16 protein-coding genes are annotated in these 18642 nt (G+C 61.8%); 13 read left to right on the top strand and 3 right to left on the bottom strand.

The features are described 5' to 3' along the window. Positions 1-71 precede the first annotated feature (71 nt). The 9 genes from PSH84_RS10985 (at position 72) to PSH84_RS10945 (ending at position 8646) form a co-directional block, all read left to right on the top strand. Positions 72-662 (top strand): biliverdin-producing heme oxygenase, encoded by a 591-nt coding sequence (locus tag PSH84_RS10985; protein WP_305482877.1) that lies wholly within the window; start codon positions 72-74, stop codon positions 660-662. A 176-nt stretch (positions 663-838) separates the two neighbouring features. After that, positions 839-1282 carry a YbaN family protein gene (locus PSH84_RS10980; RefSeq protein ID WP_305482876.1) on the top strand — a complete coding sequence of 148 codons (444 nt, stop codon included), beginning with the start codon at positions 839-841 and terminating at the stop codon, positions 1280-1282. 34 nt (positions 1283-1316) lie between these two features. After that, positions 1317-2663, top strand: a complete 1347-nt coding sequence (locus PSH84_RS10975; RefSeq protein ID WP_305482874.1) for a CoA transferase — start codon at positions 1317-1319, stop codon at positions 2661-2663. Positions 2664-2905: 242 nt separating this feature from the next. After that, a complete protein-coding gene (gene arcD, locus PSH84_RS10970) occupies positions 2906-4333 on the top strand; it encodes an arginine-ornithine antiporter (protein WP_305482872.1) in 1428 nt (475 codons plus the stop codon). Between the two features lie 31 nt (positions 4334-4364). Further along, positions 4365-5621 carry an arginine deiminase gene (gene arcA / locus PSH84_RS10965; RefSeq protein ID WP_122566858.1) on the top strand — a complete coding sequence of 419 codons (1257 nt, stop codon included), beginning with the start codon at positions 4365-4367 and terminating at the stop codon, positions 5619-5621. An 84-nt stretch (positions 5622-5705) separates the two neighbouring features. Next, positions 5706-6716: an ornithine carbamoyltransferase gene (locus tag PSH84_RS10960; RefSeq protein WP_122566859.1), complete on the top strand. Its 1011-nt coding sequence runs from the start codon at positions 5706-5708 to the stop codon at positions 6714-6716. Positions 6717-6911: 195 nt separating this feature from the next. Further along, on the top strand, positions 6912-7841 hold the full coding sequence (gene arcC / locus PSH84_RS10955; RefSeq protein ID WP_305470014.1) for a carbamate kinase: 930 nt from the start codon (positions 6912-6914) through the stop codon (positions 7839-7841). A 65-nt stretch (positions 7842-7906) separates the two neighbouring features. Beyond that, positions 7907-8266, top strand: a complete 360-nt coding sequence (locus PSH84_RS10950) for a DUF5064 family protein (RefSeq protein WP_122566861.1) — start codon at positions 7907-7909, stop codon at positions 8264-8266. A 203-nt stretch (positions 8267-8469) separates the two neighbouring features. Further along, positions 8470-8646 carry a hypothetical protein gene (locus PSH84_RS10945; protein WP_163006774.1) on the top strand — a complete coding sequence of 59 codons (177 nt, stop codon included), beginning with the start codon at positions 8470-8472 and terminating at the stop codon, positions 8644-8646. Between the two features lie 7 nt (positions 8647-8653). Here the strand turns inward: PSH84_RS10945 and PSH84_RS10940 are convergent, their stop codons facing one another. Continuing rightward, a complete protein-coding gene (locus PSH84_RS10940) occupies positions 8654-9547 on the bottom strand; it encodes a helix-turn-helix domain-containing protein (RefSeq protein ID WP_305482870.1) in 894 nt (297 codons plus the stop codon). Positions 9548-9722: 175 nt separating this feature from the next. Here PSH84_RS10940 and pobA point away from each other — a divergent pair, with 175 nt between their 5' ends. Both pobA and PSH84_RS10930 read left to right on the top strand, forming a co-directional pair. After that, positions 9723-10913, top strand: a complete 1191-nt coding sequence (pobA, locus tag PSH84_RS10935; protein ID WP_305470012.1) for a 4-hydroxybenzoate 3-monooxygenase — start codon at positions 9723-9725, stop codon at positions 10911-10913. A gap of 69 nt (positions 10914-10982) precedes the next feature. Further along, entirely contained in the window at positions 10983-12500 is a 1518-nt protein-coding gene (locus tag PSH84_RS10930) for an MDR family MFS transporter (RefSeq protein ID WP_305482868.1), read from the top strand. A 127-nt stretch (positions 12501-12627) separates the two neighbouring features. On the opposite strand, the gene PSH84_RS10925 is transcribed toward PSH84_RS10930, so the two are convergent. Then, a complete protein-coding gene (locus PSH84_RS10925) occupies positions 12628-13977 on the bottom strand; it encodes a spinster family MFS transporter (RefSeq protein ID WP_305482866.1) in 1350 nt (449 codons plus the stop codon). Between the two features lie 359 nt (positions 13978-14336). Here PSH84_RS10925 and PSH84_RS10920 point away from each other — a divergent pair, with 359 nt between their 5' ends. After that, a complete protein-coding gene (locus PSH84_RS10920; protein ID WP_305470008.1) occupies positions 14337-16514 on the top strand; it encodes a hypothetical protein in 2178 nt (725 codons plus the stop codon). A gap of 287 nt (positions 16515-16801) precedes the next feature. On the opposite strand, the gene PSH84_RS10915 is transcribed toward PSH84_RS10920, so the two are convergent. Continuing rightward, entirely contained in the window at positions 16802-17107 is a 306-nt protein-coding gene (locus tag PSH84_RS10915) for a DUF2288 domain-containing protein (RefSeq protein ID WP_053119051.1), read from the bottom strand. A gap of 339 nt (positions 17108-17446) precedes the next feature. Between PSH84_RS10915 and PSH84_RS10910 the strand changes: the two genes are divergently transcribed. After that, the gene (locus tag PSH84_RS10910; RefSeq protein ID WP_122566869.1) at positions 17447-18574 is read left to right on the top strand and encodes a branched-chain amino acid ABC transporter substrate-binding protein; all 1128 of its coding nucleotides are present in this window, start codon (positions 17447-17449) and stop codon (positions 18572-18574) included. Positions 18575-18642 lie beyond the last annotated feature (68 nt).

Raw genomic sequence — 18642 nt, 5'->3', positions numbered from 1 at the left:
GGCGTCTGTTTCGCGAGCAAGCTTTGCTCCCACACCCCCTCGCCACACGTTCTCATTCGAAGGAATTTTTCATGACATCACAACGCCCCGCTTCCCGCTCCCAACGCCTGAACCAGATCACCCACGAACCTCACAGCAAACTCGACGCGCTGGTCAAGGCCCACGCCCCGTTCGAAACCCCGGCCAGCTTCGCCCGTTTCGTCGTCGCCCAGTACCTGTTCCAGTCGGAACTGGTGGCACTGTACAACGACGCCGAGCTGTCCAGCCTGATCCCCGACCTGCCGGCCCGGTGCCGGGCCGACGCAGCCAAGGCGGATCTCGCCGACCTGGACACCGAAGTCCCCGCGCAGGTGGCCGGTGCGGTGAACAACCCGACCCAGGCCGAAGCCCTGGGCTGGCTGTTCGTCTCAGAAGGCTCCAAGCTCGGCGCCGCGTTCCTGATCAAGCGTGCCGTGGGCCTGGGGCTGAGCGAAACCTTCGGCGCCCGCCATTTGGCGGAACCTGCCGGCGGACGCGCCGAAGGCTGGAAAACCTTCACCCGCACCCTCGACGGCCTGGCCTTTACCGAACAGCAGGAAGCCGAGGCGGACAAAGGCGCGCTGGACGCATTCAATCGCTTTACCGTGTTGCTGGAACAGGCCTATGCGGCCGAGTTGGCCTGACGGTCCGCCTCCCACTGGGATTTATGGTGGATACATATTGCTGCCCCCCCAGGAACCCGTGTGGGAGCGAGCTTGCTCGCGATGACGCCAGACCAGTCGCTCTTCATGCGCCTGACACACCGCTATCGCGAGCAAGCTCGCTCCCACAGGGGAAAGTGCATGTCGGATAGAAATACATGAGCCGCACACCCTCCAAACTCACCCAATGGCTCTTCGCCCTGCTCGCCTACACCAGCCTGGCCATCGGCCTGGTAGCCATCGTCGTGCCCGGCCTGCCGACCACCGAGTTCATCCTGCTGGCCGCCTGGGCCGCGACCCGCAGCTCACCGCGCCTGAGCGCCTGGCTGGAGAACCATCGGCTATTCGGGCCGATGTTGCACAACTGGCGCAACGGCAAGGTCATCCCCCGCCAGGCCAAGGTCGGCGCCACCGCCAGCATGCTGCTCTGCGCAGGATTGATGCTAGTGATGCTCGACCACGGCTGGCCGGTTTACCTGGCGCTCGCTGGCATGGGCCTGGGCAACCTGTGGATCTGGTCGCGACCGGAACAGGTGCAAGGCAATTGTGGCGAGGGAGCTTGCTCCCGCTGGGCCGCCAAGCGGCCCCCAACGGATTTTTGAACTATGATCGCCCTCTCGTACTGGAGGGCTTTCGATGGCAGATCTGCTCACGTCCATGCAAGCCGCACTCGGCTTGCCCACGACTCCAATCACCTTCAGCGGTGAAGGCGCCCTGCCCTCGGCCTTCGCCGTCACGGAGTTGGCCAGCGCCAGCATCGCCGTGGCCGGCCAGGCGACCGCCGCGCTCATCCACCAGCAAACCGGCCGCCGGCCACCCGTCGAGGTCGACCGGCGCCTGGCGTCGTTCTGGTTCTCCACGTCCCTGCGCCCCATCGGCTGGAGCGTGCCGCCAATGTGGGACGCGGTGGCCGGCGACTACGCCAGCGCCGACGGCTGGATTCGCCTGCACACCAACGCACCGCATCATCGCCTGGCCGCGGAAAAGGTCCTCGGCACCTGCACCGACCGCGCCGACATGGCGGCCAGGGTGGCCCGCTGGAACAAGGCCGAGCTGGAACAGGCCGTGGTCGACGCAGGCGGTTGCGCCGCCGAGATGCGTTCGTGGCAGGCCTGGCAAACCCACCCTCAGGGTCTGGCGGTCAATGCCGAGCCGCTGGTGCACCTGAGTGAAACGACTGCGGAGCAGCGCAAACCCTGGCTCGGCGCCGTGACTCAGCCGCTGGCGGGCCTCAAGGTCCTGGACCTGACCCGCGTGCTGGCCGGCCCCATCGCCAGCCGTTTCCTCGCGGGCCTGGGGGCCGACGTGCTGCGCATCGATCCGCCGACCTGGAACGAGCCTGGCGTGGTCCCGGAAGTCACCTTGGGCAAACGCTGCGCCCGCCTCGACTTGCATCGGGCCGATGATCGCGCAGCGTTCGAGGCACTGCTCAAGGACACCGACATTCTCCTGCACGGCTACCGTGCCGATGCCCTGGAACACCTGGGCTATGGCGCCGAGCAGCGCCGGCAACTGGCCCCGGGCCTGATCGACGTCAGCCTCAATGCCTACGGCTGGAGCGGCCCGTGGCAGAACCGTCGCGGCTTCGACAGCCTGGTGCAAATGAGCAGCGGCATTGCCGAAGCCGGCATGGCTTGGAAACACAGCGACAAGCCGACGCCGCTGCCGGTGCAAGCGCTGGATCATGGCACCGGCTATCTGCTGGCGGCCAGTGTCCTGGTGCTGTTGACCCGGCGCCTGGAAAGCGGCCACGGCGGCTCGGCCCGCTTGTCACTGGCGCGCACGGCGAAGCTGTTGATCGAGCGTGGGGCCGCAAGCGAGGCCGGGTTGCGACCTGAAGACGAGAGCGACCAGGAACTCCTGGTGGAGCAGACACCCTGGGGCCCGGCGCATCGATTGCAGGTACCGCTGAAAATTTCCGCAACGCCGTTGCAGTGGGCCTTGCCAGCCGCCGAGCTCGGGGCTCATCGCGCGCAGTGGTGACCGTTCAATCGCTATCGCGAGCAAGCTCGCTCCCACAGTGGATCTGCAGCGGAAACTTATTTGTGTACAACGCCAACCCCTTGTGGGAGCGAGCTTGCTCGCGATAGCGGCCCACCCGTCGCCAAATTGTCTGCGCCATTGCGAGCGAGCTCGCGTCCACAGGTTACCTGACCCAGATCAGCTGCCGACCGTTCGAATCGACTTAGGCTGGTGACTCTCTTCCCTCGCATGGGAGTCATGCAATGTCTGATACCCCCGGAAAACTTCGACTGGGTGCGCTGGTCGCCCTGGTAGTGGGTTCAATGATCGGTGGCGGGATTTTCTCCCTACCCCAGAACATGGCCGCCAGTGCCGATGTCGGCGCCGTGCTGATCGGCTGGGCCATCACCGCTGTCGGCATGCTGACCCTGGCCTTCGTGTTCCAGACCCTGGCCAACCGCAAGCCCGACCTGGACGGCGGCGTGTATGCCTACGCCAAGGCCGGGTTCGGCGACTACATGGCCTTTTCGTCGGCCTGGGGCTACTGGATCAGCGCCTGGCTGGGCAACGTCGGTTACTTCGTGTTGCTGTTCAGCACCTTGGGCTACTTCTTCCCGATCTTTGGCGAAGGCAATACCGTCGCAGCGGTGATCGGCGCCTCGGTGTTGTTGTGGGCAGTGCATTGGCTGGTGCTGCGCGGCATCAAGGAAGCCGCGTTCATCAACCTGGTGACCACCGTGGCCAAGATCGTACCGCTGGTACTGTTCGTGCTGATCGCGGTGTTCGCCTTCAAGCTCGATATCTTCACCGCCGACATCTGGGGCCTGAAAAATCCGGACCTGGGCAGCGTGATGACCCAAGTGCGGCGCATGATGCTGGTCACCGTGTGGGTGTTCATCGGCATTGAGGGCGCGAGTATTTTTTCCGCCCGCGCCGAGAAACGCAGCGACGTCGGCAAGGCCACCGTGATCGGCTTCATCACCGTGTTGCTGTTCCTGGTGCTGGTGAACGTGCTGTCCCTGGGCATCATGACCCAGCCGGAATTGGCGAAGTTGCAGAACCCGTCCATGGCCGCCGTGCTGGAGCATGTCGTGGGGCATTGGGGCGCGGTGCTGATCAGCGTCGGCCTGGTGATTTCGCTGCTCGGCGCCCTGCTGTCCTGGGTGCTGCTGTGCGCCGAGATCATGTTCGCCGCCGCCAAGGACCACACCATGCCCGAGTTCCTGCGTCGGGAGAACGCCAACCACGTACCGGCCAATGCCCTGTGGCTGACCAACGCGATGGTCCAGCTGTTCCTGATCATCACCCTGTTCTCGGCCAGCACTTACCTGTCACTGATCTACCTCGCCACCTCGATGATCCTGGTGCCGTACCTGTGGTCGGCGGCCTACGCCGTGCTGCTGGCGGTGCGCGGCGAGACCTATGAAAACGCCCTGGCCGAGCGCCGCAAGGACCTGCTCATCGGCGCCATCGCCCTGATCTACGCGGTGTGGCTGCTATATGCCGGCGGGATCAAGTACCTGCTGCTCTCCGCCCTGCTCTATGCCCCCGGCGCGATTCTGTTCGCCAAGGCCAAGCACGAGTTGGGCAAACCGATTTTTACCGCTGTCGAGAAGCTGATTTTCGCCGCAGTGATCGCAGGCGCCCTGGTGGCGGCCTACGGGCTCTACGACGGCTTCCTGACCTTGTAGTTGGCTGATTGTTTTAACGGGAGGATGTGTAATGACCACGGAAAAAGTGAAGTACGGCGTTCATTCCGAAGCCGGAAAATTACGTAAAGTCATGGTCTGTTCCCCAGGCCTGGCCCACCAACGGCTGACCCCGAACAACTGCGACGAGCTGCTGTTCGATGACGTCATCTGGGTCAACCAGGCCAAGCGCGACCATTTCGATTTCGTCACCAAGATGCGCGAGCGGGACATCGACGTGCTGGAAATGCACAACCTGCTGACCGACATCGTCGCCATTCCCGAAGCCCTGGACTGGATCCTGCAGCGCAAGATCACCGCCAATTCGGTGGGCCTGGGCCTGGTGAATGAAGTCGGTTCGTGGCTGCGCAGCCTGGAACCGCGCCATATCGCCGAATTCCTGATCGGCGGCGTCTCGGCCGATGACCTGCCGGACAGCTTCGGTGGCAAGACCATCCAGATGTTCCGCGACTTCCTCGGGCACTCCAGTTTCATCCTGCCGCCGCTGCCCAACACCCAGTTCACCCGCGACACCACGTGCTGGATCTACGGCGGCGTGACCCTGAACCCGATGTACTGGCCGGCGCGGCGCCAGGAAACCCTGCTGGCCAGCGCCATCTATAAATTCCACCCCGAGTTCACCCAGGCGGATTTCCAGGTCTGGTACGGCGACCCGGACCAGGAACATGGCAACGCCACCCTCGAAGGCGGCGACGTGATGCCCATTGGCAACGGCGTGGTGCTGATCGGCATGGGCGAACGCTCGTCCCGCCAGGCCATCGGCCAGTTGGCGCTGAACCTGTTCAAGCACAAGGCCGTGGAGCGGGTGATCGTCGCCGGCCTGCCGAAATCCCGGGCCGCCATGCACCTGGACACCGTGTTCAGCTTCTGCGACCGCGATCTGGTCACGGTTTTCCCGGAAGTGGTGAGCCAGATTGTCGCCTTCTCCCTGCGCCCTGACGAGAGCAAGCCCGGCGGCATCGATGTGCGCCGCGAAGAAGGCAGCTTCCTCGACACCGTCGCCTCGGCCCTCAAGCTGCCGGCATTGCGGGTAGTGGAAACCGGTGGCAACAGCTTCGCCGCCGAACGCGAGCAATGGGACGACGGCAACAACGTGGTGGCCCTGGAACCGGGCGTGGTGATCGGCTACGACCGCAACACCTACACCAACACCCTGCTGCGCAAGGCCGGCGTGGAAGTCATCACCATCAGCGCCAGCGAGCTGGGCCGTGGCCGGGGCGGTGGTCATTGCATGACCTGTCCGATCATCCGCGACCCGATCGATTACTGACCTTTGAGCCTGGGCCGGCAACGCTCTCCATCCCACGGCAGAGACCGGCCCCGGGGATAACCTACACCTGAGGAGATCCACATCATGGCGTTCAATATGCGCAACCGCAGCCTGCTGAGTCTGATGCACCACACCCCTCGCGAGCTGCATTACTTGCTGGACCTGTCCCGCGACCTCAAGCGTGCCAAATACACCGGCACCGAGCGTCCACACCTGCAAGGCAAAAACATCGCGCTGATCTTCGAGAAAACCTCGACCCGCACCCGCTGCGCCTTCGAAGTCGCGGCCCATGACCAAGGCGCCCACGTCACCTACATCGACCCGGTGTCGTCGCAGATCGGCCACAAGGAAAGCATGAAAGACACCGCCCGGGTCCTGGGGCGGATGTTCGACGCCATCGAATACCGTGGCTTCGAACAGGAGATCGTCGAGGAACTGGCCAAGTTCGCCGGGGTGCCGGTGTTCAACGGCCTGACCGCCGAATTCCACCCCACCCAAATGATCGCCGACACCCTGACCATGCGCGAACACAGCGACAAGCCGCTGCATGACATCAGCTACGCCTACCTGGGCGATGCCCGCTACAACATGGGCAATTCGCTGCTGATGATCGGCGCCAAACTGGGCATGGACGTACGCATCGGCGCACCGAAAGCCCTGTGGCCGCACCAGGACTTCATCGACCAGTGCCAGGCCTTCGCTGCCGAAAGTGGCGCACGCATCACCATCACCGAAGACCCGAAGGAAGCGGTCAAGGGCGTGGACTTCATCCACACCGATATCTGGGTGTCCATGGGTGAACCGGTGGAAGCCTGGGATGAACGCATCGAGCAATTGCTGCCCTACCAGGTCAACGCGCAAATGATGAAAGCCTCGGGTAACCCGCGGGTGAAATTCATGCACTGCCTGCCAGCGTTCCATAACAGCGAAACCAAGGTCGGCAAAGACATCGCCGCCCGTTATCCGAACCTGGCCAACGGCGTGGAAGTGACCGAGGAGGTATTCGAGTCCCCGGCCAACATCGCCTTCGAGCAGGCGGAGAATCGCATGCACACCATCAAGGCGATCCTGGTGGCGGCGTTGGCGGATATCTAGAACCCAACGCAGCTTGCTCTCTGTAGAAGCAGATCTCTGGGGGTAAGGTCTGTGGGAGCAAGGCTGGCCCGCGATGGCATCGCCTCGGTCCATCAGTTACACCGAGGTGCTTGCATCGCGGGCAAGCCTTGCTCCCACAGGCCAGCTTCCACAAGGGAACTGCGTTGTTCGACCCATTTTTGAAAGGACAGCACCATGCGCATCGTCGTTGCCCTGGGCGGTAACGCCCTCCTGCGTCGGGGTGAACCCCTGACCGCGGCCAATCAACGCAGCAACATCCGCACCGCGACCGAACAGATCGCCAAGATCCACCCCGGCAATCAACTGGTCATCGCCCACGGCAACGGCCCGCAGGTCGGCCTGCTGTCGTTGCAGGCGGCGGCCTACACCTCGGTCACGCCGTATCCGCTGGACGTGCTCGGCGCCGAAACCGAAGGCATGATCGGCTACATCATCGAACAGGAACTGGGCAATCTGCTGGACTTCGAAGTTCCCTTCGCCACGCTGCTGACCCAGGTCGAAGTGGATGGCAACGACCCGGCCTTCCAGAACCCCACCAAGCCTATCGGCCCGGTCTACAGCCAGGAGGAGGCGCAGAAACTGGCCGCTGAAAAAGGCTGGACCATCGCCCCCGACGGCGACAAGTTTCGTCGCGTGGTCGCAAGCCCCAGGCCCAAGCGCATCTTTGAGATCCGCCCGATCAAATGGCTGCTGGAAAAAGGCAGCATCGTGATCTGCGCCGGCGGAGGCGGCATTCCGACGATGTACGACGCCGACGGCAAGCTGCAAGGCGTGGAAGCGGTGATCGACAAGGACCTGTGCTCGGCGCTGCTGGCCGAACAGCTGGAAAGCGATCTGCTGGTGATCGCCACCGACGTCAACGCCGCGTTCATCGACTTCGGCAAACCGACCCAGAAAGCCATCGCCCAGGCCCACCCCGACGAAATGGACCGCCTCGGCTTCGCCGCCGGCTCCATGGGGCCGAAGGTGCAGGCCGCCTGCGAATTCGCGCGCAACACGGGCAAGGTCGCGGTGATCGGTTCGCTGTCGGACATCGATGCTATCGTCCAGGGCACTGCCGGCACGCGCATCAGCACGTCGACACCCGGCATCGCTTATCGATAACAGGAAACTTGCAGGGCGGATCCGGGGTCTGTCCTACACCCATGCCTTCGAAGGAGAGTCGTTTTATGGCCATGTTCGAACCCGGTCACCTGCACATGGAGCGCCATGCGCTGAACAAGGATGATTTCAGCTACAACCTGTGCATCGACTACAAGGTTGAGCAGGACCCCAGGGAGGGCGCAGGCATGTCGTTCCGGGTGCATGGCACGGTGGAAGACAAGACCTTGGACAAGACGTTCTTCCTGGCCAAGGACCAGGCCTTCGACTTCGCCCGCCATGCCACGCGTATCGCCCAGCAATACGGCTTGCCCAAGACCGCCAGCATCGGCTCGATGCACAAGTACTACGACGAAATGTTCGAAGACGTGCGCAAGCAACTGGACGTCAAGCCAGGGGATCCGATGAAGCCTGAACATCTGGCGTAATCGATCCCAAAGCCCCCTATCCCCTGTTTGTGGGAGCAGACCTGTGGGAGCAAGGCTTGCTCCCACAGGTCTACTCCCACCAACAGGGGGTTATCAGTGTTCTGAATATCGGGCTAAATGCAACACTTGCCTGGCTGGCAACCCGCCACGGCTGACCTATGCTCAATGTAGTACCCCCGGGTATTCGTTCAGAGGTCACCGCCATGAACATCAAAATAAAAAGACGCCTCGCCATTTTCGTCACCTGCGCCGCCACGCTTGCGCTGTATGGCACGGCGGCCTACCGGGTCGAGCAGGCCAGGCAACTGCCCCGTGAACACGCCAGTTGCAACTTCGAACGCTGCATCCCCCACAGCGCGACCCTGAACGCCCTGCGCTGAGGCGTGGTCAGTCGTCCTGTTGATCGGTCTTGAGCCGGTCCCGGAACGCCTTGGGCGAGATGCCGACGCGGCGGCGGAACAGCCGGGTGAAGTTGGTCGGGTCGGAAAAACCGAGCAGTTCGGAAATCTCGTAGATGGTCATGCCGGTGTAGGTCAGCAGGCGCTTGGCTTCCAGCAACTGGCGCTCATGCATGATCTGCAACGCCGGTTGCCCCGCCAGTTCCCGGCAGGTGCCGTTGAGGTGGGACACGGAAATACCCAGGCGATGGGCCAAATCTTCGACCTTGACGTGCTCGCGATAGGTTTCTTCCACCAACTGAATGAACCCGTTGAGGTATTCCCGGGCCCGTTGCGGGCGCTGGGCCTGGGTGTGTCGCTGCATCACCTGGCGGCTGACCCAGACCATGATCACGCTGACCAGCGCATGCATCAGCATTTCCCGGGCCGGTTGATGCCCCATGTATTCATTCTGCAAGGCGCTGAACAGGCTGTTGAGGTACTCGGCATTCTCAAGGGCGGGGTAGCTTTCGGCCTGGGCCAGCACATTGACCGAATGCCCCAGTTGCGCTTGCAGGTGCGTGACCAGCGGTGCCGCCAGCGTCACCACATAACCTTCCACATCCTCGGAAAAACGAAAGCCATGGACCGACAGCGGCGGCAGGATCTGCACGGCCGGCTCGGTGAGCTGCGTGCGCCGGCCTTCGATTTCCAGTTCTGCCTGGCCCTTGAAGACAAACAACAACTGACACAGATCGGCGTGCCGATGGGGTTTGATTTCCCATTGATGCTCGCGACTGCGCTTGGAGATGGTTTCGCAGTGCAGCAGGTCCGGCGTCGGCCATTCCTGGCTCTCACCGTAGAGCTTGAACACCGGGATCGAAGGCAGATCAGGTTTTTTCATAACGTGGATCCGGGCCTGGGGGTGCGGGCGATAATCGCACTAATTGGCGAAAAGAACAGGTATCGGCTCAGTTTTCCCCTTCAACTGACAGGTCCGCAAGCGAAAAATGTAGGCACTCGGTCCATAACAATCAACACCGACCCTGGTCGCGTGCTTCGTGCGAGTCATAAGAACAATGAAAATCCTCAAGACCCAAGTCGCTATTATCGGCGCCGGCCCCTCTGGTCTGCTGCTCGGCCAGCTGCTGCACAACGCCGGGATCGACACTGTCATCCTCGAACGCCAGACCCCGGACTATGTACTGGGCCGCATCCGCGCCGGCGTGCTGGAGCAAGGCATGGTCGACCTGCTGCGCCAGGCCGGCGTGGGCCAACGCATGGACGCCGAAGGCCTGCCCCATGACGGCTTTGAACTGGTGCTCAACGATCGGCGGGTGCACATCGACCTCAAGGGCCTGACCGGCGGTAAAAACGTCATGGTCTACGGCCAGACTGAAGTCACCCGGGACTTGATGGCCGCCCGCGAAGCCGCCGGCGCCCGCACGCTGTACCTGGCCAGCGATGCCCAGCCCCACGACATGCAAACCGAACAGCCCTTCGTGACCTTCGAGCACGAAGGGCAAACCTGGCGCCTGGACTGCGACTACATTGCCGGTTGCGATGGTTTCCACGGCGTGGCGCGACAGTCCATTCCGGCGGAAAAACTCAAGGTCTTCGAGCGCGTCTACCCGTTTGGCTGGCTCGGCGTGCTGGCCGACACCCCGCCGGTCCACGAGGAACTGGTCTACGCTCGACACGACCGCGGTTTTGCCTTGTGCAGCATGCGCTCCAAGACCCGCACCCGTTACTACCTGCAAGTCCCCGCCGAGGAGCAAGTGGCCGACTGGCCGGACGAGCGTTTCTGGGGTGAACTGAAAAACCGCCTGCCCTTTGATCTGGCCGAAGCCCTGGTGACCGGCCCGTCCATCGAGAAAAGCATCGCGCCGCTGCGCAGCTTCGTGGTCGAACCGATGCAGTACGGGCGGATGTTCCTGGTGGGCGACGCGGCCCACATCGTCCCGCCGACCGGGGCCAAGGGGCTGAACCTGGCGGCCAGCGATGTCAGCACGCTGTTCAACATCCTGCTCAAGGTCTATCGCGACGGCCGCGTGGATTTGCTGGAGCAATATTCGGCCATCTGCCTGCGACGCGTCTGGAAAGCCGAGCGGTTTTCCTGGTGGATGACCTCGATGCTGCACCGTTTCGACGACGACGCCTTCAACCAGCGCATCAGTGAAGCCGAGCTGGAATATTTCCTCGACTCCGAGGCTGGCCGAAAAACCATTGCGGAAAATTACGTCGGGCTTCCTTACGAGGCTATCGAATAGCCGCCTACCGACTTAAACTGCGGGCTTCGTCCCATTCGCCTTTCCAGCGCGATGCCTGCAGGTTCTGCCGTGACTCAGCTCAATACGCCCCAAGCCCCGAAACCGGCCATCCGCAGCGTGCTGGTGGCCCTGATGCTGGCGATTTTCCTGGGTGCGCTGGACCAGACCATCGTCGCCGTCTCGATGCCGGCCATCTCCGCACAATTTGCCGACGTCAGCCTGCTGGCCTGGGTGATCTCCGGCTACATGGTCGCCATGACCGTGTCGGTGCCGATCTACGGCAAACTCGGTGACCTCTACGGACGCCGGCCGCTGATGCTGTTCGGCATGGGCCTGTTCACCCTGGCCTCGCTGTTCTGTGGCCTGGCGCAAAACATGGAGCAATTGGTACTGGCGCGGATTGTCCAGGGCATCGGCGCCGGCGGAATGATTTCGGTGAGCCAGGCGATCATCGGCGACATCATCCCGCCCCGCGAGCGGGGTCGCTATCAGGGGTATTTCAGCAGCATGTACGCGGTGGCCAGCGTGGCCGGGCCGGTGCTTGGTGGCTACATGACCGAATACCTGTCGTGGCGCTGGGTGTTCTGGATCAACCTGCCACTGGGCCTCGTGGCCTGGCGGGTGGCCCGACGCACCCTGGTGGGGCTGCCAGTGCCGCAACGCACGCCAATCATCGATTATCTGGGCACCGTGTTGCTGATCATCGGCCTGACGGCGTTGCTGCTGGGGATCACCCAAGTCGGCCAGGGCCATGCCTGGCACAGCCATGAAGTGCTGGGGTTGCTGGGTTGCGCGGGGATAGCCCTGGGGGTGTTCGCCTGGCACGAACGCCGGGCGCGAGAACCGTTGCTACCGATGCACCTGTTCGCCAACCGCAGTGCGGTGCTGTGCTGGTGCACGGTGTTCTTCACCAGTTTCCAGGCGATTTCCCTGACGGTGCTGGTGCCGTTGCGCTTCCAAAGCGTGACCGGCGCTGGTGCCGACAGTGCGGCGTTGCACTTGTTGCCGCTGGCGATAGGGCTGCCGATCGGCGCGTATTTCGCCGGCCGCCGTACCTCGGTTACGGGGCGCTACAAACCGATGATCCTGAGTGGTGCCCTGCTCTTTCCATTCGCCATCCTCGGAATGGCCTTCACGGCGCCCGACGCGTTCTGGCTCAGCAGCCTGTTCATGCTGCTCAGCGGCATCGCCTCGGGCATGCAGTTCCCCACGTCGCTGGTGGGTTCGCAGAACTCCGTGCAGCAACAGGACATCGGCGTCGCCACCAGCACCACCAACCTGTTCCGCTCCCTCGGCGGCGCGGTGGGCGTAGCCCTGATGTCGGCGTTGCTGCTGGCCTTGCTGCAGAATTCAAGCTTCGCCCAGCTCGCCGGCACGTCGCTGATCGGTGAAGGGCATGCCGGCAACGTCTTGCTGGACGGCCTCAACGCCACCCCGGGGGAAGCGCAGCATGCCTTGCGCCAGGCATTGCAGGCGACGTTCCGGGATTTGCTGTTGATCAGCGCGGCGGTGTCGTTACTGGGACTGGCGGCGGCAGTGGCGATGCCCGATCGCCTGTTGCGGGGCCGGGATGAAAAAGCTCGCTAGCCAGAATGCACAAAAAACTGTGGCGAGGGATTTTTGGGAGCAAAGCTTGCTCGCGAAACAGGCGCCTCGGTTTTCTGAAAGACCGCATCGCCTTCATCGCGGGCAAGCCTTGCTCCCACAGATGCTATCAGGCCGTCGCCGCGACACCCTCCGGCACCACCTGCGCGCTCATCCCATCCTTCATCCGCTTGGCATCGCGCACGAAGCAGCGTGACGCCAGGAACAGGAACACCATGGTCAAGAGCAGCGCCACCGGGATCAGGTACATCGCGTCGTGCAGGCCGATGGCCTTGAACGCTTCGGTCATCTGGTCGACGCCGGCCGCCGCCATGGCCGTGCGGGCGAAGTAGTCGGACAAACCACCCACCACCACCGGCCCCAAGCCGCCGCCGAGCAAATACAGCCCGGCAAAGTACAACGCCATTGCGGTGGCGCGCAGGCGTGGCTCCACCACGTCCTGGATCGCGGTGTAGACGCAGGTGTAAAAGTTGTACGCAAACAGCCAACCGACGCTGAACACCGCCACGAACACGCCGATTTCAATGCGCCCGGCATGCAGGGCCCACGCCGTGGTGACCGTCGAAATCGCCAGGCTGAACCCTGCAAACAGCAGGCGGCCGTTAGGCACGCGCTGGTGGATCTTGTCCGCGACCCAGCCACCCAGGGTGAGCCCGAACAATCCCGTCACGCCTACCATGATCCCAGTCGCCACAGCTGCCTCGTGCAGCGGCATCAGGAAATAACGCTGCAGCATCGGCACCAGGAACGAGTTGCAGGCATAGGTGGCGAAGTTGAAGCACAGCCCGGCCAGCACCAGCCACAGGAAGGTGGGAATCGCCAGCACCCGGCGAACCGGCCGGTCGATCTTTTCCTGGGACACCTGCACGGTTTCCGCCGCGCCGCGCTTGGGTTCCTTGATGAAAAACATGAACACCGCCAGCACCAGCCCCGGCACCGCCGCGATGAAGAACGGCGCGCGCCAGCTGTCGAACGCCTTGACCATCGCGCCAATGGTGAAAAACGCCAACAGCAGGCCCAGCGGCAGGCCCAGCATGAAGATGCCCATCGCCCGCGCCCGACGGTGGGCCGGGAACAGATCGCCAATCAGTGAGTTGGCCGCAGGCGCATAGCTTGCCTCGCCGATGCCGACGCCCATGCGCACCACCAGGAACGCCCAGAAACTGCCCACCAGGCCGTTGACCGCCGTCAGGCCGCTCCAGGCCGCCAGGCCCCAGCCCATCAATTTGCTGCGCGAACCGTTATCGGCCATGCGCCCCAGGGGCAGGCCTGCAATGGCGTAGACGATGGTAAACGCGGTGCCGATGATGCCGATCTGGAAGTCGCTGAGGCTCCACTCCATGCGGATCGGCTCGATGATGATCGCCGGAATGGTGCGGTCGAAGAAATTGAACAGGTTGGCCAGGAACAACAGGAACAGAATGCGCCAGGCATTCGCCGCTTGGGTCGAGTTCTGCATGGGTCCGTCTCTTTTATTGTTATGGGCCAACGGTCCGTGGCCTGGATATGCAATCTAGACAGCGGCACGGACGCTGTCTCCAATCATTCGCAAGGTTGATACCCGGCCATGGGACGCGGCGTATTTCTTGATACCGATCAACTTCCTGTAACAATTGCCATCATTTTGCCTTTTGTTGGTTAAAGATCGAAGTCCGGTGGCCGATTCAACGAGATCAGGAAAAGATTACCCCGAGCGCTGCTCAGGCTGCAGCCCTGACCGCTTGGACCGACATTCGCGTTTATCCCGGCGCGAGTACCCATCCGCGATGATTCGATGAGTGCATTCATCGAGTCACCCGTTCAGGCAAATGGCGCACAATGACCTCAAAAAAAACAGCCACTGCGGTATCCGATCTGACCTTGAGCCCGGCCGCCAACGGCCCGGAAGTCTCGAAGCCGTCGAGCCCCCCACGCCCCCTGTCGACCCAGCAGTATCTGTATTTCACCGAAACCAACACCGACCGTATCCTCGATAACCTCGACGGCCTGCGTGACACCGTGTTCCCGCGTCCGCCGCACCTGGTGGATGACGAATACGACCGCGCCCAGCAAGAGTTCCCGTCGGTGTGCCTGATCGGCCTGGGTCGCTGCGGCTCCAACATCGCCCTGGACGTGGCCGAGCTGGTGTACAACGCCCGCAAGTTCTACCTCAACGAATTCAACGCCGAAGACAAAGGCTACAACGACAAGGGCTACAGCCCCGCACAGTGGATCCGCAACAACCTGCGCCTGGGCACGAGCAAGGTCAGCAAACCGGTGTTCCTGGTGGAACCGCTGGTGATGCTCGGCGACCTGGACAAGGACATCGCCGGGCGCATCCGTTTCTCACGCAAGGGCGAGAAAAGCGGCTTTTTGCGCGACTACAGCAAAATGAAAATCATGGACCTGTCGGAAGTCCACGCCGGTGGCGCCGGTAACGCGCCGATCCTCGGCCAGTACCTGGCCAAGATCATCCTGAACAAGGACACCCAGCGCTTCTCCAGCCCCGACTGGAAAATGATCCACTCGTACCTGATCGACAGCTGCGGCATCAAGGCCAACCAGTCGCGCCTGTACTTCTCGATCTTCAGCGCCGGCGGCGGTACCGGTTCGGGCATGGCCTCGGAGTTCGGCCTGGCCCAGCAGTACTCGTACATGAACAAGACGTTCGACACCAAACCGATGGACGAACACGACAGCAAGAGCGGCCACTCCTTCGTCTTCGAGCCGATCTTCACCAGCGGCATCTGCGTACTGCCGAACATTTCCGACCACCGCAGCGAAATGTCCGAAGCGCTGCACATCAACGCCGGACGCCTGCTGTGCAAGTACCTGTCGGAAGAATGGGATTTCTCGTACAACTTCGCCAACGAAGACAGCAGCGAAGCCAGCGTGATGGGCCGTATCCGCCCGTGGAACGCGATGATGCTGATCTCCAACGACATCATGCGTTATGCCGAGGAAAGCGATGACGGCAACATCCAGAACATTGATGTCAACGCCATGGAGAAGCACGCCAACCAGTACATCTCCCAGCAGATCTTCAACATCCTGACGGCCCAGGCTGTCACCACCGACTACGACCAGAACTATTTCCGCCGTGCCGGCATCGACATTGGCGAGACCATTCGCCTGGACGCCAACGACCTGTTCATGAGCCTGGCCGGCCCGGTGGCGATTGCCTACGCCGAGTCCGTCGTCCCGGAAACCCCGGCGCCGAGCGGCGACAAGTTCAAGGTGTTCGAGAAAGAGCCGCCGCGCCTGAACATCGACGACCTGTTCTTCCGCTCCATCGACCTGCCGCATTTCAACAAAGTCACCCAGGCCATCGAAGGCATCAGCCTGTTGCCAATCGAATCCAAGCGCTACCGGGCGTCGCTGGAGCAGTACAAGAACTCCGGCTACGACGCCGCGGCCCTGCATGACCTGCACTTCTTCAAGAATTGCTCGTCGGTGGTGTCCATCGTCTCCCTGCCCAAGGATTACAAGCTGTCCTACATGGACCTGAACCGGCTCAAGACCCACCTCAACAGCCTGTTCCCCAACACCACGCTCAAGCGTTACGCGTTGGTGATCGGCGCCTCGGCCAACCTGTCACTCACCACCCTGATCGCCAAGAGCCCGTGCCTGTCGGATGATTTCCTGACCCTGATCGTGGCCTTTATCAAACGCTGCTTCGCCCGCACCCCGTACCGCTTCGACGACACCCTGGACAACTCGATCCTGGACTTCATCATCAACGAAGACTTCGACGAAGCACGCATCGACGACCTGCTCAACGAATTCGAAAACCCGGCGAAGATCCTCGACACCAACTGGTACGCGATCAAGCCGATGTACGAGAAGAAGTACCGCGAGCTGATCAACGACAAGGACAAGTTCGTCTCGATCAACGACATCCGCCTGTCCCGCGACTGCGTGAAGAAATCCATCAAGTACCTGCGTGAGATCTACCGTCACCGCATTGGCAAGACCAAGGTTATTTCCCTTAATAACCATACTGGCAGGACTTACTGAGGCTGGCGCACAGACCGCGGCGTCTCGATCGCGAGCAAGCTCGCTCCCACAAGGGTTTTGTGTACACAGACCCACTGTGGGAGCGAGCTTGCTCGCGATAGCGGTCTTGAACCATCCCCTGAACAACATCCAGAAACAATTAATCAGCCCTAAGGCTGGCCCATAAACTGTTCCCGTTACGTATACGTCACCCTCCCCTGTGGCGTTTCGCCACGGCAGGGGCGCTATCACGCTACTCACCTACACACTTTTCAAACGCAAAAACACGAACCAACTTGGTGCACCGATCAATTCGACGCCCTTTCCTGGATCATAATCCACGGCGAAACCACCACCGCCCAAAGCTGCGGATCGCGTTCCAGAAAATCCAGCGCCCGCGTTTCAGACAGCTTGGCGAGCTGGTCGGCGGCCAGCCAGGCGGCGACTTTGGTACCTTCGTCCTGGGCAACGGCCTCGGCGGCGGCGATCAAATCCAGTGCCGGATCGACCCACAATAGGGCACCCTTGGCAAAGAACGGCTCCAGCTCTTTCCAGGTGATGGATGCAGTTTCTCCAAGCAGCTTGGCATAGAGGGTGCTAGGTTCTTGATTCATGGGACCTGTCCGGAAAAGAAATCGGCGCGAATGATAACGTCGGTGGTCTGGCAGAAAAACCCGGTAGTAATTGCAGCACCGATTGAAAAGCGCAGGAAAGCCAAGGATTGCCGAAACGACCGGACAACCCCCGCCGCTATTCTGTCTTTTTCTTTCAATTTAGCGACACCTCCAGGTTTTGCCCCCAAGCGCCAGCTTCCCTTGCCAACAATCGGCGCTCTACACTGTACCGGTACAGTTGCCGGGGGCATTTTCCGCGAGGGTATCCAAGATATCTGACCCGGTTCTGCTGCTACGGCGCCAGGACTATAAAAACTACAACAGCATGAGTGGAGCACTATGACTAAGGCTACTAAGCAGATTTCCAAACTGTTTGCCGCTATGGTTCTGGCCGGGGTTGCCAGCCATTCGTTTGCCGCCGACACCATCAAGATCGGCATCGCCGGCCCGAAAACCGGCCCTGTAGCCCAATACGGCGACATGCAGTTCAGTGGCGCGAAAATGGCCATCGAGCAGATCAACGCCAAAGGCGGCGTCGACGGCAAGAAACTTGAAGCCGTTGAATACGATGACGCCTGTGATCCAAAACAAGCGGTCGCGGTCGCGAACAAAGTCGTTAACGACGGCATCAAGTTCGTGGTCGGCCACCTGTGCTCCAGCTCCACCCAGCCAGCTTCGGACATCTACGAAGACGAAGGCGTGATCATGATCACCCCGGCGGCTACCAGCCCGGACATCACCGCTCGCGGCTACAAGATGATCTTCCGCACCATCGGCCTGGACAGCGCCCAAGGCCCTGCGGCCGGCAACTACATTGCCGACCACGTCAAGCCGAAGATCGTTGCGGTCCTGCACGACAAGCAGCAGTACGGTGAAGGCATCGCCAGCGCCGTGAAGAAAACCCTCGAAGGCAAAGGCGTGAAAGTGGCCGTCTTCGAAGGCGTGAACGCCGGCGACAAAGACTTCTCCTCGATGATCGCCAAGCTCAAGCAAGCCAACGTCGACTTCGTCTACTACGGCGGCTACCACCCGGAGCTGGGCCTGATCCTGCGTCAATCCCAGGAAAAAGGCCTGAAGGCCAAGTTCATGGGTCCGGAAGGCGTGGGTAACGACTCGATCACCCAAATCGCCAAGGATGCGTCCGAAGGCCTGCTGGTGACCCTGCCGAAATCCTTCGACCAGGACCCTGCCAACGTTGCCCTGGCAGACGCCTTCAAGGCCAAGAAGGAAGATCCGAGCGGCCCGTTCGTGTTCCCGTCCTACTCGGCTGTTGAAGTCATCGCCGAAGGTATCAAGGCTGCCAAGTCCGAAGACACCTCCAAAGTGGCTGAAGCCATCCACGCCGGCACCTTCAAGACGCCAACCGGTGACTTGAGCTTCGACAAGAACGGCGACCTGAAGGACTTCAAGTTCGTGGTCTACGAATGGCACAACGGCAAACCTAAAACTGAAGTATCGCCTCAGTAAGGCCTGGCCTGACTGACTGCCAATAAAGCCCACGGCGTGCCGTGGGCTTTGTTTTAAATGTATTGGGC

This window comes from Pseudomonas beijingensis (assembly GCF_030687295.1).
In the GTDB taxonomy this organism is placed as follows: domain Bacteria; phylum Pseudomonadota; class Gammaproteobacteria; order Pseudomonadales; family Pseudomonadaceae; genus Aquipseudomonas; species Aquipseudomonas beijingensis.
Note: the sequence above shows the minus strand (reverse complement) of the source record. Positions and strands in the feature narration are given on the sequence as shown.